This is a genomic window from Ancylobacter sp. TW_SC_1, from assembly GCF_056836805.1.
In genome coordinates this window covers 3,277,914-3,304,013 of record NZ_CM166365.1, presented here as the reverse complement: position 1 = coordinate 3,304,013, position 26,100 = coordinate 3,277,914, and the positions used below count along the sequence as shown (strand labels likewise).

Sequence of the window (26,100 nt, the reverse complement as noted above, 5' to 3'; positions counted from 1 at the left end):
ATCAATAATCGACATTGCCAGCCCCGGCAGAAGGATCATCATGGGCAACGTTTCCCTTTGGGGAAGTCAATACAGGGAAAGAACATGACGGGCACCCGTTCTCATCTTCGCTCCCGCGCCGGCCGCTTCATGCCGGCGGCGGTTGGTGCGCTTCTGCTCGCGGGGCTCGGTGCCTTCGCAGCCGAACGGGCCGACGCGGCGGTCATCTACTGCACGGGCCCCGGCGTGCCGGTGGGCTGCGTCGTCCGTCCCACTCCCTATGCCGCTCCCGCCGCGCGGGCGGCGGTGTACTGCACGCGGCCGGGTTATCCGGTCGGCTGCGTCGGAGGTGTCGGCGGCGTCGGCGCCGCGCCGGCGGCGCGGGCTGTCGCCCGGCCCGGTCCGGGTGTGAACGCCGGTGGGCCGGTCAACCGGCCGGGACTGCGCTGAATCAATCATCACCATGGAGACTAACATGATCCATCGTCACGTTGCCCCGTTCGGCGGCGCGCTCGCGGCCGCCTGCGTGGCTGCCGCCATGAGCTTCGTTCCCGCCCATGCCGATCAGGCGGCGGGCAGCGCCTGCGCCGCTTCCCTTAGCGCGGACGGCAAGGCGATCTATTCGGCAGTCATGGCCGCCGGCGACAGCGGCGACCTGCGCACCATCGTTACCGAAACCACCAAGTCGCTGGCCATGTCCGGCCAGATCGACCGCGGCAATGCGCGCTCCAACGCGCAGGCGGCTGGCCAGTGCCTGGAGCAGGCGCGCTCCTGAGAACCCTGGAGACCGGCATCCGAAACCACCGATGCAGGGCGCCGCGCGTTGCGGGGCGCGGTGCCCGCCTGCTATAGGGCGCGCATCGGTTTCAGTTGAGTGGGATTTCGGATGTCGGTCGATCAGGCGACGGTCCGGCGAGTCGCGCATCTCTCGCGCATCGCCGTGACCGAGGACGAAGTGGTCCATCTCCAGGGCGAGCTCAACGCCATCCTCGCCTTTGTGGAGCAGCTCGGCGAGGTGGATACCAACGGCATCGAGCCGATGACCAGCGTCATCCCGATGAAGCTGCCCCTGCGCGACGACGTGGTGAGCGACGGCGGTTATGCCTCCCGCGTGCTCGCCAATGCGCCGGCGACCGAGGACGGTTTCTTTGCCGTCCCCAAGGTGGTGGAGTGAGCGACATGAGCGAACTCACCAACCTCACCATCACCGCCGCCCACGAAGGGCTGTCGCAGGGCCATTTCACCGCCACCGAGCTGACGCAGGCCTATCTCGACGCAATCGAGGCGGCCGGCGACCTCAATGTCTATGTGCTGTCCACGCCGGAGAAGGCGCTGGAGATGGCGCGGGCCAGCGACGAGCGTCTTGCAAAGGGCGAGGCTGGCAACCTTGAAGGCATTCCGCTCGGCATCAAGGACATGTTTGCCACCGAGGGCGTGCGCACCACGGCCTGCTCAAACATCATCAAGAACTTCGTGCCGCCCTATGAGTCGACCGTCACGTCGAAGCTCTGGCGCGCCGGCGCGGTCCTGCTCGGCAAGCTGAATCAGGACGAGTTCGCCATGGGCTCGTCCACCGAATCGAGCGCCTTCGGTGCGGCGGTGAACCCCTGGCGGCGCAATGGTTCGGCCCAGCCCCTGGTGCCGGGCGGCTCGTCCGGCGGTTCGGCGGCGGCGGTGGCGGCGCATATCTGCGCGGGTGCGGCGGGTACCGACACGGGCGGCTCGATCCGCCAGCCGGCGGCCTTCACCGGCACGGTCGGCATCAAGCCTACCTATGGCCGCTGCTCGCGCTGGGGCATCATCGCCTATGCCTCCTCGCTCGACCAGGCGGGGCCGATCGCCCGTTCGGTGAACGACGCGGCGCTGCTGCTGCGCGCGATGGCCGGCCACGACCCGAAGGATTCCACCAGTGTCGACCTGCCGGTGCCCGACTATCAGCAGGCCGTCGGCGCCTCGGTGAAGGGCAAGCGTATCGGCATCCCCCGCGAATACCGCGTCGACGGGATGTCGCCGGAGATCGCGGCGCTCTGGGAGAAGGGCGCGCAGATGCTGCGCGACGCGGGGGCGGAGATCGTCGAGATCAGCCTGCCGCACACGAAATATGCGCTTCCGGCCTACTACATCGTGGCGCTGGCGGAGGCTTCGTCGAACCTCGCCCGCTATGATGGCGTGCGCTACGGCGAGCGCGTACCGGGTCGCGACATCGTGGAGATGTACGAGAAGACCCGCGCCGCCGGCTTCGGCGACGAGGTGCGCCGGCGCATCATGATCGGCACCTATGTGCTCTCGGCGGGTTATTACGACGCCTATTACCTGAAGGCGCAGAAGGTGCGCACGCTGATCAAGCGTGACTTCGAGAACGTCTTCGCGGAGGGCATCGACGCGGTGCTGGCCCCGGCCACGCCGTCGCCCGCCTTCGGCATCGGCGAGAAGTCGAGCGGCGATCCGGTCGAGATGTACCTGCAGGACGTGTTCACCGTGACGCTGAACATGGCGGGCCTGCCGGGTATCGCCGTGCCGGCGGGGCTGTCCTCGGAAGGGCTGCCGCTCGGCCTGCAGCTGATCGGTCGCCCCTTCGGCGAGGAGGGACTGTTCTCGCTGGCCCAGGTGATCGAGGAGGCCGCAGGCCGCTTCGAGGTCACCGACCGCTGGTGGGAGTGAGGCGATGCCCGAACTGCCCGCGAATGAGCGCTCCCTCGCGCCCTTCCGGGCGGAGATCGACGCCATCGACGCCCAGATCGTCGAGCTCCTGGCCCGCCGCTTCGAGGTGGTGAAGCACGTCATCGCGGTGAAGAAGGTGGAGGGGCTCGCCGCCTTCCTGCCGGAGCGCGTCGAGGACGTGGTCGAGAAGGTCAGCGCGCGGGCCGAAACCAAGGGGCTGCCGCCGGAACTGGTGGAAAAGCTCTGGCGTCAGCTCATCGAATGGGTGGTCGCCTACGAGAACGAGCGGCTCGGCTAGCCGGGCTCAGCCTTGGGCGCCCTTCGCCTGGAGGGCGGCCATCTCGATGCGTTCGCCGAGGGCTCCGAGATCGTGCGCGATTTCCTGCTCGACCCACTGTCCGAACTGCTGGACGTTGCGGCAGAAGCCGGGCGGGGGATTATCCTCGGGCACATCGTGCAGCCAGGAGCGGCACTCCTCGGCGACCCGGCAGCCGAGGCAGCGCTGGGCGGCGGCCCGTAGGCCGTCTTCCGTCACCACGGCGCTGTCGGGCGTGAGGCCGGCATGCTCCATCATGGTGCGGAAGAGCTGCAGCCGTTCGTCGATAGTGTCCACGCGCATCGCGCCATCTCCCTGTCGCGGCGATGATGGCGAGGGGGAGCCGGCGCAGCGTTGATATGAATCAAGCCGCGCCGCGCGGTTGTCGAAGCCTTCCGCGCGGAGTAGGGAACAGGCCAACACAGACCGAACGAGCAGGCTCCACGATGAACATGCACGCCCGCCCCGCCGACCCGAAGAAGCTCATCAAGGGTGCCACCGGCGACTGGGAGGTCGTGATCGGCATGGAGATCCATGCGCAGGTCACCTCCAATTCGAAGCTGTTTTCCGGCGCCTCGACCGAATTCGGCGGCGAGCCCAACGACCATGTTTCGCTGGTCGACGCGGCGATGCCGGGCATGCTGCCGGTGATCAACGCCGAATGCGTCAAGCAGGCGGTGCGTACCGGCCTCGGCCTGAAGGCGCGGATCAACAACCGCTCGGTTTTCGACCGCAAGAACTACTTCTATCCCGATCTGCCGCAGGGCTATCAGATCAGCCAGTTCAAGGACCCGATCGTCGGCGAGGGCGTGGTGCTGGTCGACACGCCGGACGGGCAGATCGAGATCGGTATCGAGCGCCTGCATCTGGAGCAGGACGCCGGCAAGTCGATCCACGACCAGCATCCGACGCTGTCGCTGGTCGACCTCAACCGCTCGGGCGTGGCGCTGATGGAGATCGTCTCCAAGCCGGACCTGCGTTCCTCCGAGGAAGCCAAGGCCTATGTGACCAAGCTGCGCACCATATTGCGCTATCTCGGCACCTGCGACGGCGACATGGAGAAGGGCAGCCTGCGCGCCGACGTGAACGTCTCGGTGCGCAAGCCGGGCGCCGATTTCGGCACGCGCTGCGAGATCAAGAACGTCAACTCCATCCGCTTCATCGGCCAGGCCATCGAGGTCGAGGCGCGCCGGCAGATCGGCATCATCGAGGATGGCGGCACGATCGACCAGGAGACCCGCCTGTTCGATCCCAACAGGGGCGAGACGCGCTCCATGCGCTCGAAGGAAGAGGCGCATGACTACCGCTACTTCCCCGACCCGGACCTGCTGCCGCTTGAATTCGACGACGCCTTCGTCGCCGAGATGAAGGCGCATCTTCCCGAGCTGCCGGACGAGAAGAAGGCCCGCTTCGTCGCCGCCTATGGCCTCTCCGCCTATGACGCCGACGTGCTCGTCGCCGAGAAGGAGACGGCCGCCTATTACGAGGAATGCGCGAAGGGGCGCGACGCCAAGGCGGCGGCGAACTTCATCATCAACGAGCTGTTCGGCCGGCTGAACAAGGAAGGCAAGGACATCGCCTCCTCGCCGGTCTCCGCCGGCCAGATCGGTGCCATCGTCGACCTGATCGCCGACGGCACCATCTCCGGCAAGATCGCCAAGGACCTGTTCGAGATCGTCTTCACCGAGGGTGGCGATCCGCGCGCGATCGTCGAGACGCGCGGCCTGCGCCAGGTGACGGACACCGGCGCCATCGAGGCGGCGGTCGACGCCATCATCGCCGCCAACCCGGACAAGGTGGAGCAGGTGAAGGCCAAGCCGACCATGCTCGGCTGGTTCGTCGGCCAGGTGATGAAGCAGACCGGCGGCAAGGCCAACCCGCAGGCGGTGAACGACCTGCTGAAGGGCAAGCTCGGCATATGAGCGACCGGCCGGCCGTCGCGCCGCAAGCGGGCGCGGTGATTGTCGAGGAGGCGCGGCAGGAGGACCTGCCGGCCATCGTCGGCATCCTCGCGCTCGAAACCAAGTTCGGCATTCGCGACAGCGCCGATCCCGCCGATTTTCCCGACTATGAGCGCGCCTTCGACGACATCGCCGCCGACCCGCGCACGACGCTCTATGTCGCCCGTGTCGAGGGCCGCGTGCTCGGCACCTTCCAGCTCCTCACGATGCGGGCGATGACCCGCCACGGCGCGCTGCTGGCCATCGCCGAGGCGGTGCAGGTTCACCCGGAGGCGCGCGGCAGGGGCGTCGGCAGCGCCATGATGGCCTTCGCCATCGCCGAGGCGCGGCGCCGGGGCGCCGGATCGCTGCAGCTCGCCTCCAACAAGCAGCGCCTCGACGCGCACCGTTTCTACGAGCGCGCCGGTTTCGAGAAGCGGCTCGACGGCTTCAAGATCGATCTGGCCGTCTAGCCCCGCGACCTCACGGCAGGCAGCGCGCCATGAAGACGTGCCACGCCTTGGCGCCGGTGAGATTGTGCCGGGCCTTGTAGTCCTGCCATTCGGTATTGCAGCGGTTCAGCGCGTCCCGGTCGCTCTCCGCATTGTCCTTCGCGGGCACCGGCGCCGGCCGCGGCGGGATCGAGGGCACGGAGGTGCGCGGCTTCTGCGTCGCGTCCTTGCCCGGCGGCTTCCCCGCGGCCGGCGCCTTGTCCTCGCTGCTGAAGCCCGTGCCGGCCAGGCACTGCTGGGCGAATTCGCGATAGGTCTGCTTGCCGGTCTGGTTCTTCGCCTTCATCTCGTTCCACTGGTCGGCGCACTGCTTGATGGAGGGCTGCGCGGCGGCGGCGGAAGGGCCTGTCGGCGTGGTGGATCGCCTGGCAGGCGTCTCGCTGGAGGGAGCGGCCGGCGCTCCGGCGTCTGAGGCTTTCGTATCCGTCCCGGCGAGGCATTTCTGGGCGAAGTCGCGATAGGTCAGGTCGCCGGTCTGGTTCTTCGTCTTCATCTCGTTCCAGCGGTCGGCGCAGATTTTCGCCGGGGAGGGCGACGCGCCCGTCTGTGCTGAAGCGGTGCCGGCCGCGAGGAGCATGGCCGCGCACAGGAGGAGAAGGGCGTCGATCCGTTTCAAGGTCGCGGTCTCGTTCTGTTGATTCTCGCGCCGGAGCGCCGGACAGGGGAATCTAACCCGTTCGGTCGGGTGAGGCGAGCCGGCCGCGTCGATCTTGCCAGCACACCGGAGCGGCTCTAGTTCTGGTGGCGAACCGCCCCGATGGGCAATGCGAAGGCACGCGCTCCATGGCCCAGCTTCAGACCCGCCCGATCCAGCTTTATTACTGGCCCACGCCGAATGGCTGGAAGATCTCCATCATGCTGGAGGAGTGCGGCCTTCCCTATGAGGTGATTCCGGTAAACATCGGTCGAGGCGACCAGTTCAAGCCGGACTTCCTCGCCCTGTCGCCCAACAACAAGATGCCGGCCATCCTCGATCCCGAGGGGCCGGACGGCCAGCCGATCTCGATCTTCGAATCGGGCGCGATCCTGCAATATCTCGGCCGCAAGACCGGCTTGTTCTACCCCGCCGACGAGCGCGGCCGCGTCGAGGTCGACCAGTGGCTGTTCTGGCAGATGTCGGGCCTCGGTCCGATGGCAGGGCAGGCGCATCATTTCCGCATCTACGCGCCGGAGAAGATCGCCTACGCCATCGACCGCTACACCAACGAGGTGCACCGCCTCTACGGCGTGATGGACCGGCGGCTCGCCGACCGACCCTTCCTCGCCGGCGACTATTCGATCGCCGACATCGCCTGCATCGGCTGGGCGAAGCTGTGGGAGCGGCAGGGGCAGGACATAAAGGAATTCCCGCATTTCGCCGCCTGGCTCGAGCGCATGCTCGCGCGTCCGGCGGTCAAGCGCGGCCTGGCGGTGAACGCCGAGGACCGTACGAAGATCGACTTCGCCACCGACAGGCAGGCGCAAGGCGTGCTGTTCGGCCAGCGCTCGCACTCCTGAGCATCGAGCGCGGTGGACCATCTGCGCATTCGGCCTTGACCGGCGAGCGGCGGAAACCTAGACAGGTCCCCGGCTTGATACCGCGCCGCCGCGAGGTGGAGCGAAGCCAGTCGGAGACGTGGCCGAGAGGCTGAAGGCACTCGTTTGCTAAATGAGCAGACCCCTACAAGGGTCTCGAGGGTTCGAATCCCTCCGTCTCCGCCATTATCATTGATTTCATTGATCTTTTTCGTGTTTTTGGGCCTTAGCCACACGATTATCATAACCCGAAAATTAGCCACACAGAATCAAAACCCCGCCGCCGGTTAGGGCGACGGGGTGCCGGCCGGGCGGAGCCGCTCCGGGTTGCGCGTCCATCAAGGCCTAGCCGGAAACAGGCACTACCCTTCCGCTGCCTCCTCCAGCGCCTCAGCCTCGCCAAGCGCAATGGCGAGCGCGTCATCGAGTAGGTTCCAGGCCTCACCCTGCACGCGCCCGCCGCCCCACTCGTCGTCCAGCGCCAGCTTGGTCAGGCGGATAGCCGACCGAACGCGGCCCGCCGGAACGGTAAGGTCAGGGGCTGCAGTGCGCACGTTCCGCAGTTCCGCGCCGAACTGCCGGAACAGGGGCTGATACTCGTACGGCAACTCATCGATGAAGGCGTACAACATGACCTCGAGCTTGGCTTCCAGATCCATCCGGGAGCCGGCCGGCAGGGCGAGAATGGCGAGACCCGCCGCATCGGCTGCGGCGAAGTCCTCGCCCGCCACCATTGCCCGGAACGCGGCCATGCGGCTGCCGATGTGTCTGTCGTCTTCCGGGGCCTCGAATTCCACGGGCGGTTGGTCCGCCGGCCGGTCGGGATTGATGGCGCGCCGTGCAGGCGCTGTGCCGGTCTGGCCAGTGCGAAGGTCGTGCAGGTCTTCCGCGGCACGGACGGCCGCATTTATGTCGGTGGCGGTGCGGATGTTCATGGGCGTTCCCCTTGGATGAACGGCACAAATTCGATACAAGGGATCGATAGCGAGTCTAAAACGAGTCGTCAATATTATAACGAGTCATAGACTCGTTATAAGATCACCGCGCCACCACACACCATGCGGACACGCCACACATGCACCCAATTCAAAGTCGACTAGCCCGAGCGGCCCTAGGCATCGGCGTCAGAGACGTCGCCGCCAAAGCGAAGGTTTCCACCAGCACAATTTTTCGATTGGAGAGCGGCGACGAGCTGCGTGATCGCACCGTGGATGACATCCGCCGTGCCTACGAGGAAGCCGGCGTTCGTTTCGTATCAGACGGCGAATGGGTAGGCGTAATGGTGAGGGAAGCGGCCTGATCACCGCGAGGGCGGCCGGACACCACACGGTCGCCCTCGTATCGCACCTACGCCACCGCTCGCCGGAAGGAACTGTACGTGTTGCTTCATCCGGAGACGATTAATGGGGCGAACCAGCACACGAGGGTTCGCCATAATGGCGAAGGCTCAGACCTGCCAGACCGGTTCACCAAGGCAACAGGGGGGACGGCGAGAATACAAGAAGGTGCCTGTAGAGATCGCTCGGCATCAGTCGATCTCGTGGTATCTTCGGCATATTGAATGCGTAGGGGGTAGCCATGGCGAACGTCAAGGGCGGCAAGGATCACGCCGATAGCATTGAAAAACTGGCTGCGAAGAAGCTCCAGGATCCGAAGGCTGGCAAGGATATGAAGAGGCTTGCCGGGGCGGTGCTGGCTCACGCCGACGGGAAGCCGGCGAAGCCCGCACCGAAGAAGAAGTGACACTTTTCTGCGATACTCGCCTTGCTGTTATCGACGCTTCTGCCGGCGTGGTGAGCACATGGGACCGCCCGCCCATCAATGAAATCAACACAATCTGGCACGCTGCCTAGCAGCCTACGACGTCAGGCGCCAGGGGCTGCGGTGTGGCTCCTGGCGCCTGGTTTGATCGTATGTGCGCATGCGTTAGGCTGCTATGAGCCCGTTGTTTGTTGCTTGTTTCCAAACAACGCCTTCGCTTGCCCCAAGCTTAGCTGCGATGTCCATAATTTCGCTATTCGAGGGGCGCCGGTTAAAGCGAAGCTCTTTCTTCAAGAACGCGACAGGCGCTGTAATTTCAGCGGCGAACGCGCGGCTAGCCTGTTGCTGGCGGGTAACGGCCGAGGTTAGGAGATGCTGAGATTTCCTCCTGCCGTCCGACCAACCTAGATAAACTGCGCGTGCAGCAGAGAAGCGCCTTTGAGGTTCAAAGCGTTGAAGAAGAGCGATTTTCGCGGAGGCATCGTCCTTCGCAATAGAGCCAAGCACTGGCGCCGTCTCTACTTCGATATTGGAGGCAAGATGGGTGCGTTTCGTATCTACATCCAACTTCGCCAGAAACTCTTGGCTGCTAGCGGGATCTAGATCATCTAGGCCAAGTCGGTCACGGACCAGACGGGCTGCGTTTAATCCCATCTGCCAAGCTTGTCGAGATAGATCATCCGTAGGCGGATCAAAATCCAAGGCAGAAAGATCAGATGGATCGACTTTATCCATGATGGCACGAGCGAGCTTTGCCTTCTTCAAGGCCTCGCTCAGACTGAGCGGCGACGACGTCTGGCACAGATCGAATATGATGTCGCTGTCCAAAAAATTAGCCGCGTCATCTAAGATGTTATCTATCTCGGGGTGCTCGTCGTACGGGGACAACCCTAGCGAACCAACGCACCTGCTATACAGATACTCTTCGGGGCAGGTAGCAGATATCAGCGCCCATTCTTCTTGAAGGTCAGTTTCTAGGCCGCGCTCGGCAAGTCGGCCCACCACCGCCTCCACAAAGGCTTGGAGCTGCTGCTCAACTGTACCCCTCGGAACGCAGGCCCTCACGGACGTCGAAAATGAAACGTCCGCCAACTCCGATCGCCGCGCCCTCGCCTCAAGATAGAATGCGTTTCCTGCGGGAACAAACTGGAGCGCCGGAAGCGCAAATCCATGCTGGGCCGCCAGAAGGCTGTGACGAGATGAATACGGCCGAGAATCCGCTTCTTCCTCGCTCTTCCTCGGCTCCCAAAGCAGGCTCCACCAATTGCCTGCCAGCCATTCGGCGAGGTGATAAATAGGAATTTCAACTGCATCACCACGTTCGCCGTGAACGCTATCAAACTTGGTGATCAATAGGTCGGCGACCGTGATTGCAAGTCGCGCAAGGGTGGCTTCATCCGCCCCACGCTTGCCAGATAGCCATTCATGATCAATCTGAAAAACCGTCATGGCATCAATCCGATCGGCAATTCTAACTCCTCGACCGGGTATCCATGATAAACTCCCGGTTGAGAGCGCTCATCGGTCTTTCCCTCATACCACACGCCATTGGCATTGTACCATATGTGGAGCGGGAACCGCTCCTCGTCGACCCACCTCTTGGAAACGTGCCCCTCACGAATTGCGGCGCGGACGACGTCGCTTGCATGCTTAACGGTCCAGCCGTCAGGGCACCGACTGGCGGGCTTAACCCGTGAGGAGTACACGCCGTTAATGCGACAGTGGTAGTTGCTGTGCTGATATGAGGCCAAGTTCGCTGTCGCGTTTAACCTTTCTTGCGATATCGCGGAAGCCAAGTATTTGGCCTTAAAGCCCTTCCCCGGCTCTCGCTTCTTCGTCCGCTTCACTGACTGCCCCCGCAACACGTGCTGGTATTATGCCAACTCCGCGGCAGAGGCAAACAGCGTAGCTGGTGGATTTGTAGTCACCGCCAATGCGGCGCCCCTCCGCCGGACAATGCCCTGCGCAAGATTGCCGACATGGAGGTCACGCTCGCGGCCATTGAGGCGATGATAAACGAAGAGCGGAACGGCTAGGACGCCGAGCCGCGGTGCTTCCAACCCTTGACGCAGATCAGCGACCTGACTCTGCAAAGCGTTCAATCTGGCTTCGAACTCCTGCGTGCTTGGAGCACCTGCGAGTGAGGCGTGAGAGGACGTAACATGTCAAAGCTCTCGATTTATACCGCCGCCGTGATTGCGCTTGGAGCAGCATTCGTTTCACCGTCCCTTGCCCAACCCCAGCAAGGGATGATGGGAATGATGGGCGGCGGGTGTCCGACCTTCGGCATGATGGGGCACGGTCGCATGGGCCAGGGCGGCTCGGGTGGCTGGTTTGGCGGCATGATGATGGGCCGCCAACCGAAGATGGGCGCCATGGCCGAGGGTCGTCTCGCCTATCTGAAGGGCGAGCTGAACATCACCACCGCGCAGATGCCGGCATGGGACGCATATGCGTCTGCTGTTTCCGGCCGGATCAAGCTCATGCAGGGTCTGCATGAGAGCATGGCCGAAACGATGCGGAAGGGTACCGCGATCGAGCGCATGGATGCGCGGATTTCGGGCATGGAAGCCATGCTGGAATCCCTGAAGGCGATGCGGCCGGCAACGGAAGGGCTCTATGCAGTGCTGACCGACGAACAGAAGGGCCTCGCCGACCAACTGATCGGCGGAGACTGCGGCGGCTTCTGACGGTCTGAGCGGGAGACGGCGGAGGCGGGCGTCGCGCGCCGCCGCCCTACGGATCAGAACCATCTACCCACCGCGAAAAAATACATGCCGGTTGTCGCGACCGGGGTGGGATGATCGACCAGTGACAGAAGCTGGTACGACCACGCCGTCGTAGACATGCCGCCGATGCTGCCCATCCAGCCGTTGCCCGCGCCAACGTTCATGAACCCGACAGGCACGGCGGCAAAAGCAGCCGGAAAAGACACCGGATATAGGTCAGTTCTATAGAGCCCGCTGGCAGCGCTGGTAGTCGCCAGCAACGTCGCGGCGGTGGTCCGCCAGCACATTTGCGTGCCATCGGCATATTTGACCCAGTCGCCATTGCCGTTGCTGCCGCGCTCGACGATCGCGCCCGTCGGCACGCCCGCCGCCTGCGAGACAGGGCCGACCATGGCCTGCATTGCAGCGTCAGACGCGCCGGTTCCGCTGTAGCGCGCGAATGAGCCGGCCGCCGCCGTGAGCGTGCCAAGGGCGCGGAATGCCGTCCCGCCGAGCGTTGCCCTGGCCGCAGCGGCGTCGGTGTCGTCGAGCAGCGTGTGCATGAAAGCGGACGGCGCCACATAAGGCAGCCAGGTCGTGCCGTTCCAGATCGAGAGGACACCAGTGGCGTCGCTTACGACCGACGCGCCAGCCTCCGGCGCGGTGAACAGCCATTCCGACCCCGTCCATTGCGCCAGGTTGTTCGCCTGCCCCGTCCACGCCCCGGTCGGCGTCGTGCCGACGACGTACGTGTCGCCGGTCACGGGCGAGCCGGGAGGGGTGTCGCTTCCCAGCGATTGCACCCCGTAGTTCGGGCGCGCCGCTTCGATGATGGCGGCCTTGTCGCGCAAGGCCCGGACCTGCGTCGCCAGATAGGCAGAGGTGAAGCGAGACGGCGCGTCGAAGCGGATAGTGTAGGACGCGCCGCTTTGATCCGCGCCTGTCCACGGCGCCGACAAGGTCAGCGCGGTATTGCCGCCCACCGAGGCAATGGTGACGCGCTGACCGGCAAGTTCCAGCGTGTCCGCCGCGAGGATGTAGGGTGACCAGAACGTTCCGACGCCGGTCACGGCCGTGCCGCCGGACGTCACCGAAACGGTGCCGGTAGTGTAAAATTCAGCCATAGGCTCCCCGTGGCGCGGCAAGCGCGCTCTGGTTGGATTGAGAATTTTGGAAGGAGGTTTAGGGCGGGGCCGCTAGGCCGTTTTCCGCCTTACGCCGTACGAACGCTCAAGGGCCTGAGCGCCACGCCCACGGTTCTGGAACTGCTTGATCATCGCGCCCTCGACCATGCGGTCAATGTCGATCTGCAGGCCGCCGCTGGGCGTCTGCTGCGTCGATACACTCGCGCCGGCATTGTTGTTGATCACGACATTCATCGGCGTAGCCGGGCCACTCACAGCCACGCCACCAGCCGCACCACTACGGGCGGACGAAATGCGCGGCAGCGTTGGAGCGACAAAGCCGCCCGCCGCCATCTTGCCGACCGTGCCGTTGTTGATGGCCTCGAGCAGCGATCCGTAGCGCTGTGCCTGCTTGGCGCGCACGACGTACTCGCCGTCTGACAGCATCATCGGCACGCTGTCGCTAGTGCCGGTGCCAGGACCGCGAATGCGACCACCGGTGGCTGCGTGGCCTATGCCGCCACTGCCGGATACCGCGCCACCGGTGGACATGCCAAGGGCTTGAGAAACGACACCGGCGAGCCCCCCGGCACCACTGCCAGCTGGCGAGAAGACAGAATTGAGTGCGACATCGAGCAGCTTATCGGCGACCTTGCCGAGTGCGTTTTCGAGCGATTGCGCAGCCGACACGCCCTCGCGCATATCGCTGATGAACCCGCCGAGCACGTCACGGCCAAGGTCGTTCATGTCGGCTGCCGCGTCGGCGATGCGGCCTTGCGCTTCAGCCAGGCGAGCGGCACTCACCGACGCATCCGCATAGGACGAGGCTAGGCCGGAAATCTGCGCCTCCAGCTCCGGCGTGATGGTCAGTCCAGCCTCGTGCGCGGCCTGCAGCAGGTCGTACTCGGCGCGCGCTTTCTCAACCGCGAACCCGTAATCATTCACCAGCGGGTTGAGGCCGGCCTGGGCAGCGGTTTCCGCCCCGAGGGCGCCGGTGCGCTCCGCGATGGCCTGCGTAAGGCGCTCGTAGGAGTCGAGCCGAACCCGCGCGGCCTTGTCGCCGGTTCCGACAACGGGTGCGTCGTTGATCGACACCGTCTCTATTCCGGTGCGGGCCATGGTGGCGCCGCCCCTGCGGCTAGAGCCGGCCTGTTTGCCGCCCGCGTTCGGGTCGTAGCCTGTCAGCTTCGCCAACTCCTCCGGGGAGTAATCCACTCCCATGGCCTCGCCGAGCCGGCGCCATATCGGCAGGTTGCCGAAGTCGGCGAGATACGAGCGCAGCTTTCCGAGCCCGGCGAGCGCGCTGTCGATGAATCGTGGCAGGCCTTCGATAGACGCTGCTACAGAGTTAATGCTGCTCGCTGCGTTCGCCGACGCGCCAGTCGTCTGGTCTAGGTGGCCGACGAGGGCGACAAAACTGTTGCCTAGCCGGGTGATCGCCTGGTCGGTAGTGCCCGCCGCCTTCGCGGCCTGAGCCTGCAGCCCGCCCATGCCCGCGAGAAAGGCCCGGAAAAATGCCTCGCTAGACAGCTTTCCGTCGATTACCAGGCTACGCAGCTTCGACACGCTGCCGCCGGCCTCTTCAAGGCCATTGGCCACGGCCTGCAAGATCGGCCGGGCACCCTCATTGATCGAGTTAAATTCTTCGGCGCGTACTACGGCGCCGCCAAGACTCTGCGAGAGCTGAAGCAGCGCGCCGGATGCCTGTTCCGCGGTCGTGCCACCGACACGCAGCGCGACGCTGATGCCGTCCGTAAACTTCAGCAGATCCTCGCTCGACGCGCCGAGCTCCTTCTGCGACTGCGACAAGCGGCTATACAACGTCACCAGCGGGTCGATCGCCGTCCCGTTGCGCTGTGCGATCTCGAAAAGCTGCTGGAACGTGTCAGTCAGAGCCTTGCCTTCGAGGCCGCTGACGCGCAACACATTCGTCATATTAGTGTACTGCGAGGCAGCTTGTGCGATCTCGCGCGCGCCGAGGGCGCCGGCAAGTCCCGCCGCAGCGGTGCGACCGAGCAACGCGAACTGCGTAGCGGTCGACTTGCCCATCTTCGAAAGGCGACTTTCAACCACGCGCGCCTGCCGGTTCGTGATGCCGACGGCGCGCTGCATCGCGCGCTCATACTGCTTCACGTCGGCCGATAGCTGAACGACCAGCTTCTCTAGGTCAGCTGCCATGGAGTTCTCGCTCCACGGCGGCATTGGCGACAATCAGCGCGGTGGCGACGGCCTGCTCGGCGCCGACCGCGGCGCGAAGCACGATCATTCCACCATGCAGCATCGCCTCGCCCAGCGCGGCCAGGTCATGGCCTGCCGCTTCTGCCGCGAACGCGAATGCGGCCACTGCGTCTTGTGCCGCGGCGTGCGCGGCGTCGGTCGTTTCCATTGGTTTCCTATCGAAAGAACTCAGCGCCCGGCTCATCAGTCGGCTCGGTGGGTATGGTGATCTTGCTTGCCGAAACTGGGTTCGCGCCGAGCGAATTGAGGCATTGGCGGAGGAGATGAAGCGCGGGGATGCCAGCCGTGCCGGAGGCGAGTTGTGCGGCCAGCACGGCAGTGATGGCGAGTATCCCGCGGTGGCTCGCGTTGAGCCACGGCAAGGTCGGCACCAATTCCCGCCATGCTTCGGCGGCACCGGGTTTCAGCCAATGCGGCGGGTCGCCGATCGGCTCGGTGACTGTTGGCTCGGTCCGGTTTCGGTAGCGGCCAGGATTGACTGCAAGCGCGCCTGAAATCCTAGCGGCTTCAAGGCTTTTGCGAGGCCGAGCCAATGGTTACCCCCATGCTTGGAATTGCAGGGCTATGCGCGAAGGGTGAGCGCCGTTCCCGCAGGCGGAAGGGCGAGGGGGAATTTCGGGGGCCCCGCTCACAGGGGCCAGCCATCTGGCCCATACGTCACGAGCGTCTGGCCCAAGTCTTCGCGCTGGCCCTCGCGATCGTGATGCGGCTTGCACAGCGACTCCAGATTGTTCGGATCCCAGAACAGCGCCTCGTCGCCTTTGTGGGCCTTGCGATGGTGAACGACAGTCGCGATCTCGACGCGGTCCATGAGCAGGCATCGCTCGCAAAGGGGCTCAGCACTGAGCTTGACCTCACGCAGGCGGCGCCACCGTGCCGTTTTGTACAAGTGAAGCCACGATCTATAGGGCCGGGAGGTCATGCGGCGGGCAACCGACCGACCGGATCGAGGCCAGCCAGGCGGCACGACTCATCGACGGCGGCGTCTGTTGCGATGGCGTGCATCTGTTCGCGAGCGCGGAGGGCAGCCCTATCATCTTGCTTGGCGCGCTGCTGCATTTCGACCACGGCGCGCTCAAGCGCGGCTATGCGCTTCTCGATCTCTATCATCGTCCGGCCACCCGGCACGCGCGGAGGTACCCTTCGGAGAAGCGGTGTGCATCCGCACCGACCGTGAACCGCTTCACTCTGGACATTACAGCCCGCGCCTGGGCTGGCCATGCGGCCGATAGGGGCGACGTCTCCCCAACCACTTCATGCGCGAACCCGATCGACAGCGCCTTCGGCAACGGCATCATTTTTTCGGTTCGCATCTCTGCCTTGATGACGGCGAGAGGCGCATCGCACCGCTCGGCCAAAATCTCGGCGATCTCAGCGTCAACGCTCGCAAGCGACTTGGCGATCGATGCGCAGCGCCTTGCGGTCAGCCGCTGCGATTCTACTGGCGTTCCAGCTTCGGCGGCGTGCAAAAGGACATTGGTTCCCGGTTCCAGCCGTCGGACATCGCCCGCGGCGTAGATCAACGCAGCAGCCGAGGCGACCGTACCGCGGCCATGGGCAATCTTCCGGCGCGCGGCGTGCTTGCTGATGGCGTCATAGATCCGGCGACCAGCATGGACCAGACCGCCACGCGAGTTCACATGCACGAAGACCGTCGAGGCTTTCGGACTGGCGGCGAGCTGCCGCTCGACGCGGTCCGCCATCGCGTCGTCTACGTCGCCCTCAATTCGGACGGCGATAAATGCGACGTTCGAAGCGGAGGGCTTGGCCTTGGCTGCAGGCTTGGCGGCAGCGCGAAGGAGTCGTTTCGCGCGGTCCAATTTCGGGGTGCTGCTAGCCACGGGCGAGCGTCCGCAGTTCGGCTGCCAGCGCCGCAACGCGCTTCGCGCTGGCCACGATGCGAGGCATTGGCAGCCCGTGCGCGACGGCGAAACCATCCGCCTCACGAGCCGGCTTGCTGATGTCGTCGAGCCCTGCCGCGATGGCCGTAAGGTCGCCCCGCAGGGCATCGGCGGCCGGCGCGAGAGCGGACAGGAATCGTGGCTCATACTTTTCACGGGCCTCGGCGTATCGCCAGCGGGCATCGTCAAGGCGAGCTTCTGCAGTCGCTACGTCGGCCTCGGCGGCGTGCACCGAGTCGATGGCAACATGGCCGGCCTGATATGAGGCAACGACGCGGAGCTCGATGTCGCGGGCTTCATCGCGTGCGACGCGGGCTCGAGTGATGTCGATCTTAGCCGCGGTCATGGCGGCGGAAATTCTAAGTTCCATTTTAGTCCTTTGGGGGCCGGCCGGCTTTTAACCGGGGGGCGTTCATGATGTCGGTGGAGAGCTGGCGCCACACGGCGCCGTCGACCACAGCGACCCGCGACACGGCGTCGGCGTCAGGCTGGCCGAAATGATGCGCACCTTCGTCGGTGACGATCATCGCGCTGCCGGCGCCGTCGATGTGGAGCCGCACGAGGGTGTCCGGATTGGTCAGCAGCCCGGCCAGGGCCTCGCGGAACGTGCCGACCGCGTCGCGCAACTCGGCGAACGTGACGACATTGCGCGGGTCCGACGCCGCCTCGCCGAGCAATGCAGCAATGATGATGAGGGTGATCTGGTTCGGCTCAAGATCGACGACCGCACCCTGCGCGCTGGGCAGCTGGCCGGCCAGCCGAAGGCGATCAGTTGCAACAAGTAGGCGATAGAACGGCACGCGCAGCGCACGTGACATCATCGCCACGACCTGCGATTTCGTTGCCATCTTTTTATCCGTCGAGAAGTTTAAAGCAAAAGAAAACCCCGGCCGAAGCCGGGGCCAAGTCCATGGAGATGGAAGGTTTGACAAGCACCTTCCATTATTATTCCGGGCGAGACGGCAGAAAGGGACTAAGCCGCCTGCAGCAATTCCTGCAGACGCTCTGCCGCACCGCGCAGCATCGCCTTCCCCTTGCGCTGGGCGTGCTTACCGGTGAGCCCGGCCAACTTGCCGATGTCAGCGAAATTCTTCGCCTCCAGCGCGGCGTCGAGCACCGCGACATCATCAGCGCTTAATCGCTGCCGTATCCGGCCTGCCAGCCGCTCCGCGTCAATCCGGTCCTCGATGCTGACGGACGGTGACGCGGAATGCGGGTCTATCTTGCCGTCAACCGATCCATGCCAAGCCGTATGCCGATCCCGCACTGGGAACGAACCGCAATGTGTCAGCGCACCGCGGGGGACGCGCCGCTCGCCCTTCTTGATTGCGCCATCCTCGCGACGGACGAGCACACGCTCGACGGTCTCGCCACTGCCGAACCGCAGCACACCCAAGCGCGCCAGCGGGGCCACCGGAACGCCCTTCGGCGTGTTGGGCTCCGGATGTGGATGCATCTCCATGTCGCCGCCGACAGGCACCGCTGGGCCGCCATATTCGCTATGGGCGATCTCGACGTCGCCAATGGCGCGCATGATCTCGTCGGGCCGCGGGCGGGTCTCGATCTCGCTGTCGATCGAAGGCGGAGGCGGGGCTTCCCGCCACTCGTGCTCATAGCAATCGAAGGGCTCGTCCGCGGCATTGTCATTGGCGGCAGACGCAAGCCAGTTCGTCGTTAAGGGTTCCGCTGGCGAGCCGAGGTCCCGCCACGTCCGGAGCGCCGGAACGACGTCGGCGAGGTCGGGGTGACGGCCCTTGCCGGGCCGATCTCGGGGGAGGATTTCAGAATCATTCGCTGGCGCGCGAAGGCGCCAATGATCGATGATCGCGCGATGAAGCACGGTGCTGCGGCACGTCCGCCCGTCGAAATGCATGAAGATCTCCAGGGTGAAGGCGCCCGTCTTCGCGGGCTCGCAATGGAATTGGCTTTGTAAGTGGCTCGGCGCTACTGGGTCTGGGATTTATTTGCTGCCCTCGCGCGCTTGCGCGGTGCGGTGGCCGGGCAACAAATAGCCCCCCCCGGCCGTGACGGGGTCTTCCACTTCCTCGCCACCGTTCCACGTGGGGAACGGCGCCCTCCTGTCACGCGTGAGCCCGCGAATATTCAATTCTGGTTCCCGCACAGAACCGTTGTGAACGTTGGATGGGGCGAGGCCGGAAGGGCATAAGCCGCCCCGGTTGTGCGGGCGCGGGGGAGGTAGTCGCCAAGGACTTGTGGACATTAGTCTATTCACGATGTTTCTTGTTTGTTCCGACCCGCCGACATGGTAGTGACTTCTGTGGGGAAGGTAGCTCATCGGATCACGGAGGACGTGAATGACCAATGCGCGTGCCAGAAATACCATGGCCTGGGCCAGTGCTTTCGGCGGAGGCGGCGGGCCTGCGCAACCCACTTCAGTGCGACTGCTGGATCTGCCAGGATTTCGAGAGTTCGAAGACCGCATTCTTGCTCGCGATCCTCGGTGGCCGTGGCATGAGGTGAGTGACCCGCTTTCCATCAACACGTTCGGCGTTACTTACGAGGACACACTGTACTACGAAGGTGCAGAGCTCCGAGAGGACTGCCCAGCTGACTTGCATGCCTCGTTCGAGCAAGGTCGCCAAGACCATGAACGGAAGTTTGAACTATCTAAGGCCAAGTACGATGAGGATAGGGTTGCTATTCTTCTCCGGCTCGGAATCGACTTCCGCGACGACCATGGCAAGCCTCTCAGGTGTACAAAGGCCTTCTGCCGACAAGCCGAATTCGCTATCCGGTATCGCGGCTGGAAGCCCAAGCATGTCCTGAAGAGCGTCAATACCTGGGCCAACAAGATGGAGGCCGATGCGGCTAAGTGGTCGAAGGAACGGCGCCCGTAAAGGCGGTACAGGCACAAACCATTGATTCGTAAGTGATAATGGTTGCTGTACCGAAAACGTGCCCCCCTAGAAAAAGAGCCGTACAGTACAGTTTGATTTTCACCCTCACGGCGGGGGAGGGACAAGGTCCCCCCTTCCGCCGCGTTGAAATGGGCATTTATTTGGTTCGTTCAAAGCCCGGTACAGATATAAGACATTGTAAAATAATATATTTTAGCCTTTCTGTACCGACTCCGCGGCAGGTGTACGCGAGCTGGTGCGGCTGCGACCGCGCTTTCCGCGATTGTGCTGCACGAATCCGATCAGCTGCCCGGCCTCGGTTTCGCGCTGGTGATGGCGTTGTGCAGCTTCTGCCGCCGCCTTGTCGCCCTTGCTGGTCAGGCGCCATGTCCCGAGTTCGTATGTGACGGCCTGCACCCTCTTCAGCCGGTCGGTGCTCGCCTGTGCCCGCCGCCTGTCGGGTTCATCGTCTTTCATCCAGCCAAGAAATTCGGCCAAATCGCGCAAGCTGCGGTTCCCGTCCGCGCGGATGGCGAGCAACATACGCCCGTCATCTTGGTTCGTTGACGCGGCGCGCTGAGCGACTTCCTCCTCGCCTACCGGCACCGCGAGAACGGTGGGGATATCCCGGCCGCGGCTGTCCACCAGTCCGGGCGCCGTAACTTGTCGCATATCGAATAGCAGCGGCGCGAAGTCGGGTCCGCGATGCTTGCCCTGCCAGTGAAGGGCGCTGCTCTCGCCGCGCTTCGACAGCGTCAGGTTGCCGTCCAGTTCATTGAGAAAGGCTCCGCCGCCTCGAGGCAGCAGATTGTCCGCAGCGGCGTTCTTCACAGGATGCGATGCGGCGAGGACGGCGGGGCGCCAAGGCAATTGGGCGAGTTCGCGCAGCAGCCGGGCATAAGCGCCCATTTCGACGTTGCTGTTTTCGTCTGTGCCGAGAAAATACGCTGCCGTCGTGTCGACCACGATCAGCCCGACGCCGCCAAGACGGTCGGCCTCGTCGCGGATATGGCCAAGGAAGGCATCGATGCTGAAGACGCCCTTGATGAAGTGCACATCGAGGCATTCGGCGTCGAGGCCAAGTGTGTGGCAAAGACCGATCCAGCGCATCGTGACGTCGTCCGGATTCTCACCGGCGAAATAGAACACCCGCCCCTGTTTCACCTCGCGTCCGGCGAACGGGGAGCCCTGTGCCGTGTTCGCGGCGAGCAGCAGTGCAACCGCCGTCTTGCCGGCGCCGGTCTGGCCCGTGAGGGAGTACAAAAAGCCGGACTGCATGATGCCGTCGATCAAATAGTCCGGCGGGACGAAGCCCCGCACGAAGTCACCTGAGGCGATCAGAAGCGGCGTCTTCGTAGGCTGGGAGGTGTTGTCGTTGGCCGCCTTGCCAAGAAACGCCCTCGACAGCGCAGGGGCGTCGACATGCGGCTGTCCAAACCTGCCCCACATCCTCGAAAAGTCCGTCCTCGCGCGCTCCTCAGTTGCATAGCGGTGGATCCAGTCTCCGGACGCAGATAGGAATAGCGCTGCGGCAACGTCCGCAGGATGGCCGTCAAAGGCCAACTTCTCCACGACCCGCGCGGCATGGGCCGATCTATCTCCCACGTCACAAGCCGCAAGCAGCCGCGCGGCCTCGCTCGACACCTCAACCCCATCCACTTCCGGCAGGTCGCCCAGTGTTATGGGAGCCGCATCGCCGCGGGTGTCATGCCCCCCGACTGCAATCGCCAGAGCCGCCGGGTCGGTCAGGGTGCCGTCCCACGGCTCCGCTACGGTCACAGGCACGGGCTCGGGGTTGCGGCCCCGCGCCAACTTGGTCGCGGTCGGCCAGTTCAGCGTGCCCGGCACTCGCCAGACATGAGTGATATCGGCCGTTCCGTGATCGGAGCCTGTAGCCGTCTTCAGCCCGCGCCCGATAGCCTTCGCAATATCAGGCTTCGCAGGTCGATCGAACAACCAAAACGGTTGCAGATTTCCTGGCGATGTTTCGATCGCCAGATTCGGGGGGATTGGGTAGTCGCCACTGGCCTTGCCGGTATCGCCATCCATGTCTGCGACAAGTCCGAGGACGGCGACAATGTCGGCCTCTGTGCCGCGAAGGCCACGCTTGAGGCCGCTGCGCATTACCTGCAATCCGACATAGACATTAGCGCCGACGGTGCCCTGGTGGGCCTCTATTGCCGCTACCATGCCCGCCACATCGCCGACGCGGTGGTGGGTTATGGTGCCCTTGTCGTGCGACAGGCTCGCGTTGAATACCGACACGACAAGAACCCCGTCGACGCCCTGCGCAAGGCGGTGCAGCATTTCGACGTGGTCACTGATCGCGCTCGACTTTAGCTCAGGCTGCGTGGCGAGCATTGGCATCGGCCCTCTTCAGTTCAGCTTCGGCGGCGGCGGCGATGGAGTCGGATAGTTCGGGCGAGAAAGAAATTACTCGCCGGTCGCCGTTTTTCGGCGGCCAGACGCGCCGCTGCCCAGCGCGATTCCTGTGCAGCACAACGTCGAGCACGCGCACGTCCGGGGTGAGCTCGACGTCGAAAACGGCGAGCAGACCCGTGCCACCCGACGACGTCGGGCGGATGGAAAGGATGCGCATGAGCGCCTCCATCAGGAGGTTGCGGATGCCCTATGCGGGCTGGTTGCTAGCGCCGGCCTATGTGGTGGCCGGGGTGGGGGGGGCGTGCTTGTTGGTGTAGGTTCGCGGCTCACTTATGCTTTGCATAGGTGATATCTCGGCACGGATACGCTCGACGAGACGAGGGCGCTCCATCTGATAATCTTTATCAGATATGGACTAAGCCGCCCTCTTCAGATCACGGGCGGCAATGCGCTGGTCAATCCACGCCGTGACTTCAGCGCGGACGAAGCCAATGCGGCGCTCGCCGAGTTGCACGGCGCGCGGGAACTGCTCTGCTGCGCGCAACGCGTTGATGGCCGGGCGTGACAGGCTGGTCATCATGGCGGCGGTCTTGATGCTGATGATGGGCGGGATGTTGTCGTTCGAGGCGGGCATGCAGCGTCTCCTAGTTGGCCACGCTGTCATTGGCGACAGCATTGACAATTGGCTTTGTAAGTGCCGTGGCGCTACCGTGCGTCAGGATTTATTTTCGACCCGCCGCAGTACGCTGCCCAATCCGCCATCAGCGCCCGGCGCTTATCGATCGCGTCCTTCCGTCTGTATGCCGCTTCAACGCCTTGAATGGTGTGCGCCAGAGCCGCCTCGCACACTTCGCGCGGGAACGTCGTCGTGTCTCCCGCCCAATCTCTGAAGCTGCTACGGAAGCCGTGGAGGGTCACCGTCTTCTCCGGTGCGGCCTTGGCCAGCACCTTGACCATGGCGGTGTCGCTGATCGGCCGGCCTTCGCGCTCGCCTTCGAACACGAGGTCGCTGGACCGGACGGCGGCACGCTCTCGCAGGATTTCGACGGTGCGGGCGGGGAGGGGCACTCGGTGCTCGACGCCTGCCTTCATCCGGCTGGCGGGGATCACCCACAGGGCTTTATCAATATCGATCTCATCCCATGCCGCGCTACGGACCTCACCGGAGCGCCCGGCCGTGAGGACCATAAACTCGATCGCCCGTGCCGACGTGCTGCCGCTCTTGCGCAACTCGGCAAGGACAGCAGGCACGTCGTGATAATCGAGAGCCGCATGATGTCCGCGGGCGAGCTTCTTCTGCCGCGGCAGTAGTTTGTCGAGGTTGCCCTTCCAGGCTGCGGGATTGTCGCCGGTGCGCAGGCCGCGTGCCTTCGCATAGTCGAGAACTATCCCGATCCGACTGCGAAGGCGGTCGGCTGTCTCGGGACGCTCGGTCCAATGAAGGGTCAGGCATGAGACCACATCGTCAACGCTGATCTTGCCCACCGGCAGGTCATGCAGCGGCTTCGCGTACTCTCGGAGGGTCATCGCCCACTGCTGGCGATGTTTCGCGTTCTTGGACTCGAGCGCCTTCAGTTCCAGCACCGCCTCCATGGCTTCAGCGAACGTGAGTTCCCTCTTCGGCTGGCGAGGGCGAGGGTCTTCGCCGCGGGCTAACGCTTCGCGGATGGCGCCGGCCTTCTCGCGGGCAAGTTTCAGACCGACGGGCGCAGTGCCAGCGCCATGACCTCCAAGGCCAATTTCCCGGCGCTCCGATCCTCGGCGCCAGATGAACACCCAATTGCGGCTGCCGCCTTTGTGGACGCGCAGCCAGAGGCCGTCGCCGTCGCCGTAGATGCCGGGCTGGATAAGGGTCTTGATCTTGGCTTCTGCGAGCTTGTGGCGGGCCATATCAAAGCGTCCCAGAGGTGTGGCGGAGCATCGGCGGGCACCGAATTTCTTCGACGCTTATCATAACGACGATTTTGACGATAATGCTTTTTTCAGCGTTTTCAGTGACTAACGGGCATAAATGTCAGTAAAAACGGCGGAGTGTAGGACTCCGTCTCCGCCACCTTGGCTAAAATGGCCCGTATTACGAACGGCATGCCGCCGAATGCTATCACTGCCCCCCGGGCCCCCGATTTCTAAAGTAGCTCAAGGGCTACGATGTCGGCTGCTCGATGCGGAGCCCCCGAGACCGGATGAGCCCTGCGACCGGCACGGGCCCTCATTTTAGCTTTGCCGCGTTCTTGCGCCTCCCGCCGCGGTTACCCGCCGCATCCACCAGGCGCCGAAACGTCGGGCATTCCATATGCGACGGCGCGGGGCAATTGGCGACGTGGCGGAGCGTGTCGCGCAATGCAGTCAACTCGCGGATTTGCCGGTCGATCTCGTCGGCTTTCTGATGGAGCACGTCACGTGGCAGGTCCGGCATTCCGTTTTGGCCAAACATGCTGGCGATCTCTTCCAACGAAAACCCCGCCAGTTTGCCCATGGAAACCAACTTGAGCTGCAAAAGCACCTCGGGCGGGAACTGCCTGCGCAAACCATGCCGGGAAACCGAGGAAATCAACCCGACCTCCTCGTAATGGCGCAGCGCTGAGGGTTTGAACCCGCTTTGTGTCGCGACCTCTCCAATATCCAGAAATTTCATGTTTGACCTCAAGTCGTCTTGAAGTGGCAGCCTGCTCTCGAACCAAAGTTCAGGCAAGAGGGTAAGACGATGGAGCAGGCGGAATCGAGGGCATCGACGAAGGCACAAGCGGGAATCACGATCACACTGGCCTTGGCGATGCTGCTGGCCTCGCTCGGCACCAGCATTGCGAATATCGCGCTGCCAACGCTGGCCGAGGCATTCTCAGCACCGTTCGCGCAGGTGCAGGCGGTCGTCGTCGCCTATCTTGCGGCTCTCACGATCTCGGTCGTCGTCGCCGGCAGGCTCGGCGATGATTACGGGTTGAAACCAACACTCATCGCGGGTCTGTGCGCGTTCGCCACTGCGTCGCTGCTGTGCGCGGTTGCACCGAACCTGTGGTTTCTGATCGGCGCGCGAACGCTACAGGGCATCGGCGCTGCTTTTCTCATGACACTCGCCATGGCGCTGATGCGTCAGACGGCGAATGAGGCGCGCATCGGGCGGGCCATGGGTCTGCTCGGCACAATATCGGCGCTGGGAACTGCGCTCGGTCCGTCACTCGGCGGCCTGCTGATCCCGCTGATAGGGTGGCGCGGAATCTTCTGGGTGCAAACCCCACTGACGGTTCTTGCACTGATCCTCGCTGTCACAACACTGCCGAGCGAGCCGGGAAAGGGAATGGCGCCGTCTGTAAGCCTCTGGTCGGTGATGAATCGGAGCCTGGCGCCCAATCTTCTCGTCAACATATTGGTCGCCGCCGTCATGATGACGACGCTGGTGGTTGGGCCCTTCTATCTCAGCCTTGGTCTCGGCCTCGAGGCAAGCCATGTCGGCTTCATCATGGCGATCGGTCCTGTAATTTCCATCTTCAGCGGCGCTCCTTCCGGTCGGCTCGTCGATTCCTTGGGAACTAGGCGCATGCTCGCCATCGGGCTTATCCTGCTGACGGCAGGAGCCTTCCTTCTCGCGCTCGTGCCGAATATGTTGGGGGCCGTCGGCTATGTGCTATCCATCATCGTCCTGACGCCCGGCTACCAACTCTTCCAGGCTGCCAACAACACGGCCGCATTGTCAGACATCCCCAGGGATCGCCAGGGTACGGTTTCGGGACTGCTCAACCTGTCGCGCAATCTCGGCCTGATCGCAGGCGCATCGCTCATGGGCACCGTCTTCGCCTTCGGTGTCGGGACCGATGAGTTCACCACTGCAACCGTCTCGGCTATCGCCACAGGGATGCAACTGACCTTCCTGCTGGCTGGCGGAATGATGCTCGTCGCAATCTGGGCTGGCTTTGGCTATCGCACTCCCGCCAAACGCCCGCTTTGACCGCCATTGCCTGCAGAATTGTCATCGAAACCCGCCGTTTCCCGCATACGTTCGATAATGTTATTCGGAATCAAAGAGTTATGACGATCTCGTAGTGCTCATCTTCGTCGGGCGCTGCCCGCCAATTGCACGCCACGGCGCGAAATTCTGCGAGATCGCTACTCGATTGCCGTCGGTTGCCGGATGGCGTCCAGCGTGGGTATCGAATGCGACGCCGGCCTGCCAGTGCGGGGCGGCAATCGACCCAAGTTGGACGTTCTCG

The 26,100-nt window shown here is 63.9% G+C and carries 31 protein-coding genes and 1 tRNA gene; 13 read left to right on the top strand and 19 right to left on the bottom strand.

The genetic code is table 11. The features are described from left to right. Window positions 1-84: 84 nt before the first annotated feature. The 5 genes from AC1PZ7_RS15460 to AC1PZ7_RS15440 all read left to right on the top strand — a co-directional run bounded on the left by AC1PZ7_RS15460 (window position 85) and on the right by AC1PZ7_RS15440 (window position 2,938). A complete protein-coding gene (locus AC1PZ7_RS15460) occupies window positions 85-429 on the top strand; it encodes a hypothetical protein (RefSeq protein ID WP_482356103.1) in 345 nt (114 codons plus the stop codon). A 25-nt stretch (window positions 430-454) separates the two neighbouring features. Next, window positions 455-754, top strand: a complete 300-nt coding sequence (locus AC1PZ7_RS15455; protein ID WP_482356102.1) for a hypothetical protein — start codon at window positions 455-457, stop codon at window positions 752-754. Between the two features lie 111 nt (window positions 755-865). Continuing rightward, window positions 866-1,153 carry an Asp-tRNA(Asn)/Glu-tRNA(Gln) amidotransferase subunit GatC gene (gatC, locus tag AC1PZ7_RS15450; protein ID WP_482356101.1) on the top strand — a complete coding sequence of 96 codons (288 nt, stop codon included), beginning with the start codon at window positions 866-868 and terminating at the stop codon, window positions 1,151-1,153. A 5-nt stretch (window positions 1,154-1,158) separates the two neighbouring features. Continuing rightward, window positions 1,159-2,640 (top strand): Asp-tRNA(Asn)/Glu-tRNA(Gln) amidotransferase subunit GatA, encoded by a 1,482-nt coding sequence (gatA, locus tag AC1PZ7_RS15445; protein ID WP_482356100.1) that lies wholly within the window; start codon window positions 1,159-1,161, stop codon window positions 2,638-2,640. A 4-nt stretch (window positions 2,641-2,644) separates the two neighbouring features. Next, window positions 2,645-2,938: a chorismate mutase gene (locus AC1PZ7_RS15440; RefSeq protein WP_482356099.1), complete on the top strand. Its 294-nt coding sequence runs from the start codon at window positions 2,645-2,647 to the stop codon at window positions 2,936-2,938. A 6-nt stretch (window positions 2,939-2,944) separates the two neighbouring features. Here the strand turns inward: AC1PZ7_RS15440 and AC1PZ7_RS15435 are convergent, their stop codons facing one another. Next, on the bottom strand, window positions 2,945-3,259 hold the full coding sequence (locus AC1PZ7_RS15435) for a DUF6455 family protein (protein WP_482356098.1): 315 nt from the start codon (window positions 3,257-3,259) through the stop codon (window positions 2,945-2,947). 143 nt (window positions 3,260-3,402) lie between these two features. Between AC1PZ7_RS15435 and gatB the strand changes: the two genes are divergently transcribed. Continuing rightward, complete coding sequence (gene gatB / locus AC1PZ7_RS15430) at window positions 3,403-4,878, top strand: Asp-tRNA(Asn)/Glu-tRNA(Gln) amidotransferase subunit GatB (protein ID WP_482356097.1); 1,476 nt, start codon at window positions 3,403-3,405, stop codon at window positions 4,876-4,878. Beyond that, complete coding sequence (locus AC1PZ7_RS15425; RefSeq protein WP_482356096.1) at window positions 4,875-5,369, top strand: GNAT family N-acetyltransferase; 495 nt, start codon at window positions 4,875-4,877, stop codon at window positions 5,367-5,369. The genes gatB and AC1PZ7_RS15425 overlap by 4 nt, the downstream gene beginning before the upstream one ends. A gap of 10 nt (window positions 5,370-5,379) precedes the next feature. On the opposite strand, the gene AC1PZ7_RS15420 is transcribed toward AC1PZ7_RS15425, so the two are convergent. Then, a complete protein-coding gene (locus AC1PZ7_RS15420) occupies window positions 5,380-6,024 on the bottom strand; it encodes a hypothetical protein (RefSeq protein ID WP_482356095.1) in 645 nt (214 codons plus the stop codon). A 167-nt stretch (window positions 6,025-6,191) separates the two neighbouring features. Here AC1PZ7_RS15420 and AC1PZ7_RS15415 point away from each other — a divergent pair, with 167 nt between their 5' ends. Beyond that, on the top strand, window positions 6,192-6,905 hold the full coding sequence (locus tag AC1PZ7_RS15415; protein WP_482356094.1) for a glutathione S-transferase family protein: 714 nt from the start codon (window positions 6,192-6,194) through the stop codon (window positions 6,903-6,905). Between the two features lie 112 nt (window positions 6,906-7,017). Next, window positions 7,018-7,109 (top strand) — tRNA-Ser (locus tag AC1PZ7_RS15410). Window positions 7,110-7,285: 176 nt separating this feature from the next. Here the strand turns inward: AC1PZ7_RS15410 and AC1PZ7_RS15405 are convergent. After that, window positions 7,286-7,858, bottom strand: a complete 573-nt coding sequence (locus AC1PZ7_RS15405; RefSeq protein ID WP_482356093.1) for a hypothetical protein — start codon at window positions 7,856-7,858, stop codon at window positions 7,286-7,288. Window positions 7,859-8,501: 643 nt separating this feature from the next. Between AC1PZ7_RS15405 and AC1PZ7_RS15400 the strand changes: the two genes are divergently transcribed. Next, a complete protein-coding gene (locus AC1PZ7_RS15400) occupies window positions 8,502-8,666 on the top strand; it encodes a hypothetical protein (RefSeq protein ID WP_482356092.1) in 165 nt (54 codons plus the stop codon). Between the two features lie 183 nt (window positions 8,667-8,849). On the opposite strand, the gene AC1PZ7_RS15395 is transcribed toward AC1PZ7_RS15400, so the two are convergent. Beyond that, complete coding sequence (locus tag AC1PZ7_RS15395) at window positions 8,850-10,133, bottom strand: hypothetical protein (protein WP_482356091.1); 1,284 nt, start codon at window positions 10,131-10,133, stop codon at window positions 8,850-8,852. A gap of 713 nt (window positions 10,134-10,846) precedes the next feature. On the opposite strand from AC1PZ7_RS15395, the gene AC1PZ7_RS15390 reads away from it, so the two are divergent. Then, window positions 10,847-11,374 carry a Spy/CpxP family protein refolding chaperone gene (locus AC1PZ7_RS15390; protein WP_482356090.1) on the top strand — a complete coding sequence of 176 codons (528 nt, stop codon included), beginning with the start codon at window positions 10,847-10,849 and terminating at the stop codon, window positions 11,372-11,374. 53 nt (window positions 11,375-11,427) lie between these two features. Here AC1PZ7_RS15390 and AC1PZ7_RS15385 read toward each other — a convergent pair whose 3' ends face one another. The 10 genes from AC1PZ7_RS15385 to AC1PZ7_RS15340 form a co-directional block, all read right to left on the bottom strand. Continuing rightward, entirely contained in the window at window positions 11,428-12,516 is a 1,089-nt protein-coding gene (locus AC1PZ7_RS15385; RefSeq protein WP_482356089.1) for a DUF2793 domain-containing protein, read from the bottom strand. A 72-nt stretch (window positions 12,517-12,588) separates the two neighbouring features. Next, window positions 12,589-14,694 carry a tape measure protein gene (locus AC1PZ7_RS15380; RefSeq protein ID WP_482356088.1) on the bottom strand — a complete coding sequence of 702 codons (2,106 nt, stop codon included), beginning with the start codon at window positions 14,692-14,694 and terminating at the stop codon, window positions 12,589-12,591. Further along, a complete protein-coding gene (locus AC1PZ7_RS15375) occupies window positions 14,684-14,902 on the bottom strand; it encodes a hypothetical protein (RefSeq protein ID WP_482356087.1) in 219 nt (72 codons plus the stop codon). The genes AC1PZ7_RS15380 and AC1PZ7_RS15375 overlap by 11 nt, the downstream gene beginning before the upstream one ends. 7 nt (window positions 14,903-14,909) lie before the next feature. Continuing rightward, the gene (locus AC1PZ7_RS15370; RefSeq protein WP_482356086.1) at window positions 14,910-15,287 is read right to left on the bottom strand and encodes a hypothetical protein; all 378 of its coding nucleotides are present in this window, start codon (window positions 15,285-15,287) and stop codon (window positions 14,910-14,912) included. A 95-nt stretch (window positions 15,288-15,382) separates the two neighbouring features. Further along, complete coding sequence (locus tag AC1PZ7_RS15365) at window positions 15,383-15,565, bottom strand: hypothetical protein (RefSeq protein ID WP_482356085.1); 183 nt, start codon at window positions 15,563-15,565, stop codon at window positions 15,383-15,385. A 107-nt stretch (window positions 15,566-15,672) separates the two neighbouring features. Next, window positions 15,673-15,864 carry a hypothetical protein gene (locus tag AC1PZ7_RS15360; RefSeq protein ID WP_482356084.1) on the bottom strand — a complete coding sequence of 64 codons (192 nt, stop codon included), beginning with the start codon at window positions 15,862-15,864 and terminating at the stop codon, window positions 15,673-15,675. Continuing rightward, window positions 15,861-16,595 carry an ATP-dependent Clp protease proteolytic subunit gene (locus tag AC1PZ7_RS15355; RefSeq protein ID WP_482356083.1) on the bottom strand — a complete coding sequence of 245 codons (735 nt, stop codon included), beginning with the start codon at window positions 16,593-16,595 and terminating at the stop codon, window positions 15,861-15,863. Before AC1PZ7_RS15355 ends, AC1PZ7_RS15360 begins: the two co-directional genes overlap by 4 nt. Then, window positions 16,588-17,001, bottom strand: coding sequence for a hypothetical protein (locus AC1PZ7_RS15350; RefSeq protein WP_482356082.1), 414 nt, complete (start codon window positions 16,999-17,001; stop codon window positions 16,588-16,590). The genes AC1PZ7_RS15355 and AC1PZ7_RS15350 overlap by 8 nt, the downstream gene beginning before the upstream one ends. A 25-nt stretch (window positions 17,002-17,026) precedes the next feature. Next, window positions 17,027-17,503, bottom strand: a complete 477-nt coding sequence (locus AC1PZ7_RS15345) for a hypothetical protein (RefSeq protein WP_482356081.1) — start codon at window positions 17,501-17,503, stop codon at window positions 17,027-17,029. Between the two features lie 125 nt (window positions 17,504-17,628). Further along, the gene (locus AC1PZ7_RS15340) at window positions 17,629-18,528 is read right to left on the bottom strand and encodes a hypothetical protein (protein WP_482356080.1); all 900 of its coding nucleotides are present in this window, start codon (window positions 18,526-18,528) and stop codon (window positions 17,629-17,631) included. A gap of 442 nt (window positions 18,529-18,970) precedes the next feature. Between AC1PZ7_RS15340 and AC1PZ7_RS15335 the strand changes: the two genes are divergently transcribed. Further along, window positions 18,971-19,513 (top strand): hypothetical protein, encoded by a 543-nt coding sequence (locus tag AC1PZ7_RS15335; protein ID WP_482356079.1) that lies wholly within the window; start codon window positions 18,971-18,973, stop codon window positions 19,511-19,513. A 213-nt stretch (window positions 19,514-19,726) separates the two neighbouring features. Here AC1PZ7_RS15335 and AC1PZ7_RS15330 read toward each other — a convergent pair whose 3' ends face one another. From AC1PZ7_RS15330 to AC1PZ7_RS15310, 5 genes are all read right to left on the bottom strand, one after another. Next, window positions 19,727-21,874: an AAA family ATPase gene (locus AC1PZ7_RS15330; protein WP_482356078.1), complete on the bottom strand. Its 2,148-nt coding sequence runs from the start codon at window positions 21,872-21,874 to the stop codon at window positions 19,727-19,729. Next, a complete protein-coding gene (locus tag AC1PZ7_RS15325; RefSeq protein WP_482356077.1) occupies window positions 21,855-22,112 on the bottom strand; it encodes a hypothetical protein in 258 nt (85 codons plus the stop codon). The genes AC1PZ7_RS15330 and AC1PZ7_RS15325 overlap by 20 nt, the downstream gene beginning before the upstream one ends. A gap of 198 nt (window positions 22,113-22,310) precedes the next feature. Then, window positions 22,311-22,529: a helix-turn-helix transcriptional regulator gene (locus tag AC1PZ7_RS15320; RefSeq protein ID WP_482356076.1), complete on the bottom strand. Its 219-nt coding sequence runs from the start codon at window positions 22,527-22,529 to the stop codon at window positions 22,311-22,313. Window positions 22,530-22,600: 71 nt separating this feature from the next. Beyond that, window positions 22,601-23,785: a tyrosine-type recombinase/integrase gene (locus AC1PZ7_RS15315; protein WP_482356075.1), complete on the bottom strand. Its 1,185-nt coding sequence runs from the start codon at window positions 23,783-23,785 to the stop codon at window positions 22,601-22,603. 319 nt (window positions 23,786-24,104) lie between these two features. Beyond that, entirely contained in the window at window positions 24,105-24,530 is a 426-nt protein-coding gene (locus AC1PZ7_RS15310) for a helix-turn-helix domain-containing protein (RefSeq protein ID WP_482356074.1), read from the bottom strand. Between the two features lie 69 nt (window positions 24,531-24,599). On the opposite strand from AC1PZ7_RS15310, the gene AC1PZ7_RS15305 reads away from it, so the two are divergent. Continuing rightward, window positions 24,600-25,838: an MFS transporter gene (locus AC1PZ7_RS15305; protein ID WP_482356073.1), complete on the top strand. Its 1,239-nt coding sequence runs from the start codon at window positions 24,600-24,602 to the stop codon at window positions 25,836-25,838. The last annotated feature ends 262 nt before the right edge of the window (window positions 25,839-26,100 follow it).

What these genes read in the sequence shown, in the direction of transcription:
- AC1PZ7_RS15325 (WP_482356077.1), bottom strand. Translation starts at nt 22,112, where the DNA reads ATGCGCATCCTTTCCATCCGCCCGACGTCGTCGGGTGGCACGGGTCTG.
- AC1PZ7_RS15320 (WP_482356076.1), bottom strand. Translation starts at nt 22,529, where the DNA reads ATGCCCGCCTCGAACGACAACATCCCGCCCATCATCAGCATCAAGACC.
- gatB (WP_482356097.1), top strand. Translation starts at nt 3,403, where the DNA reads ATGAACATGCACGCCCGCCCCGCCGACCCGAAGAAGCTCATCAAGGGT.
- AC1PZ7_RS15365 (WP_482356085.1), bottom strand. Translation starts at nt 15,565, where the DNA reads ATGGACCGCGTCGAGATCGCGACTGTCGTTCACCATCGCAAGGCCCAC.
- AC1PZ7_RS15340 (WP_482356080.1), bottom strand. Translation starts at nt 18,528, where the DNA reads ATGCATTTCGACGGGCGGACGTGCCGCAGCACCGTGCTTCATCGCGCG.
- AC1PZ7_RS15395 (WP_482356091.1), bottom strand. Translation starts at nt 10,133, where the DNA reads ATGACGGTTTTTCAGATTGATCATGAATGGCTATCTGGCAAGCGTGGG.
- AC1PZ7_RS15375 (WP_482356087.1), bottom strand. Translation starts at nt 14,902, where the DNA reads ATGGAAACGACCGACGCCGCGCACGCCGCGGCACAAGACGCAGTGGCC.
- AC1PZ7_RS15385 (WP_482356089.1), bottom strand. Translation starts at nt 12,516, where the DNA reads ATGGCTGAATTTTACACTACCGGCACCGTTTCGGTGACGTCCGGCGGC.
- AC1PZ7_RS15455 (WP_482356102.1), top strand. Translation starts at nt 455, where the DNA reads ATGATCCATCGTCACGTTGCCCCGTTCGGCGGCGCGCTCGCGGCCGCC.
- AC1PZ7_RS15400 (WP_482356092.1), top strand. Translation starts at nt 8,502, where the DNA reads ATGGCGAACGTCAAGGGCGGCAAGGATCACGCCGATAGCATTGAAAAA.
- gatC (WP_482356101.1), top strand. Translation starts at nt 866, where the DNA reads ATGTCGGTCGATCAGGCGACGGTCCGGCGAGTCGCGCATCTCTCGCGC.
- AC1PZ7_RS15415 (WP_482356094.1), top strand. Translation starts at nt 6,192, where the DNA reads ATGGCCCAGCTTCAGACCCGCCCGATCCAGCTTTATTACTGGCCCACG.
- AC1PZ7_RS15345 (WP_482356081.1), bottom strand. Translation starts at nt 17,503, where the DNA reads ATGGCAACGAAATCGCAGGTCGTGGCGATGATGTCACGTGCGCTGCGC.
- AC1PZ7_RS15460 (WP_482356103.1), top strand. Translation starts at nt 85, where the DNA reads ATGACGGGCACCCGTTCTCATCTTCGCTCCCGCGCCGGCCGCTTCATG.
- AC1PZ7_RS15360 (WP_482356084.1), bottom strand. Translation starts at nt 15,864, where the DNA reads ATGATAGAGATCGAGAAGCGCATAGCCGCGCTTGAGCGCGCCGTGGTC.
- AC1PZ7_RS15435 (WP_482356098.1), bottom strand. Translation starts at nt 3,259, where the DNA reads ATGCGCGTGGACACTATCGACGAACGGCTGCAGCTCTTCCGCACCATG.
- AC1PZ7_RS15390 (WP_482356090.1), top strand. Translation starts at nt 10,847, where the DNA reads ATGTCAAAGCTCTCGATTTATACCGCCGCCGTGATTGCGCTTGGAGCA.
- AC1PZ7_RS15305 (WP_482356073.1), top strand. Translation starts at nt 24,600, where the DNA reads ATGGAGCAGGCGGAATCGAGGGCATCGACGAAGGCACAAGCGGGAATC.
- AC1PZ7_RS15425 (WP_482356096.1), top strand. Translation starts at nt 4,875, where the DNA reads ATGAGCGACCGGCCGGCCGTCGCGCCGCAAGCGGGCGCGGTGATTGTC.
- gatA (WP_482356100.1), top strand. Translation starts at nt 1,159, where the DNA reads ATGAGCGAACTCACCAACCTCACCATCACCGCCGCCCACGAAGGGCTG.
- AC1PZ7_RS15335 (WP_482356079.1), top strand. Translation starts at nt 18,971, where the DNA reads ATGACCAATGCGCGTGCCAGAAATACCATGGCCTGGGCCAGTGCTTTC.
- AC1PZ7_RS15310 (WP_482356074.1), bottom strand. Translation starts at nt 24,530, where the DNA reads ATGAAATTTCTGGATATTGGAGAGGTCGCGACACAAAGCGGGTTCAAA.
- AC1PZ7_RS15350 (WP_482356082.1), bottom strand. Translation starts at nt 17,001, where the DNA reads ATGACCGCGGCTAAGATCGACATCACTCGAGCCCGCGTCGCACGCGAT.
- AC1PZ7_RS15405 (WP_482356093.1), bottom strand. Translation starts at nt 7,858, where the DNA reads ATGAACATCCGCACCGCCACCGACATAAATGCGGCCGTCCGTGCCGCG.
- AC1PZ7_RS15440 (WP_482356099.1), top strand. Translation starts at nt 2,645, where the DNA reads ATGCCCGAACTGCCCGCGAATGAGCGCTCCCTCGCGCCCTTCCGGGCG.
- AC1PZ7_RS15330 (WP_482356078.1), bottom strand. Translation starts at nt 21,874, where the DNA reads ATGCTCGCCACGCAGCCTGAGCTAAAGTCGAGCGCGATCAGTGACCAC.
- AC1PZ7_RS15380 (WP_482356088.1), bottom strand. Translation starts at nt 14,694, where the DNA reads ATGGCAGCTGACCTAGAGAAGCTGGTCGTTCAGCTATCGGCCGACGTG.
- AC1PZ7_RS15315 (WP_482356075.1), bottom strand. Translation starts at nt 23,785, where the DNA reads ATGGCCCGCCACAAGCTCGCAGAAGCCAAGATCAAGACCCTTATCCAG.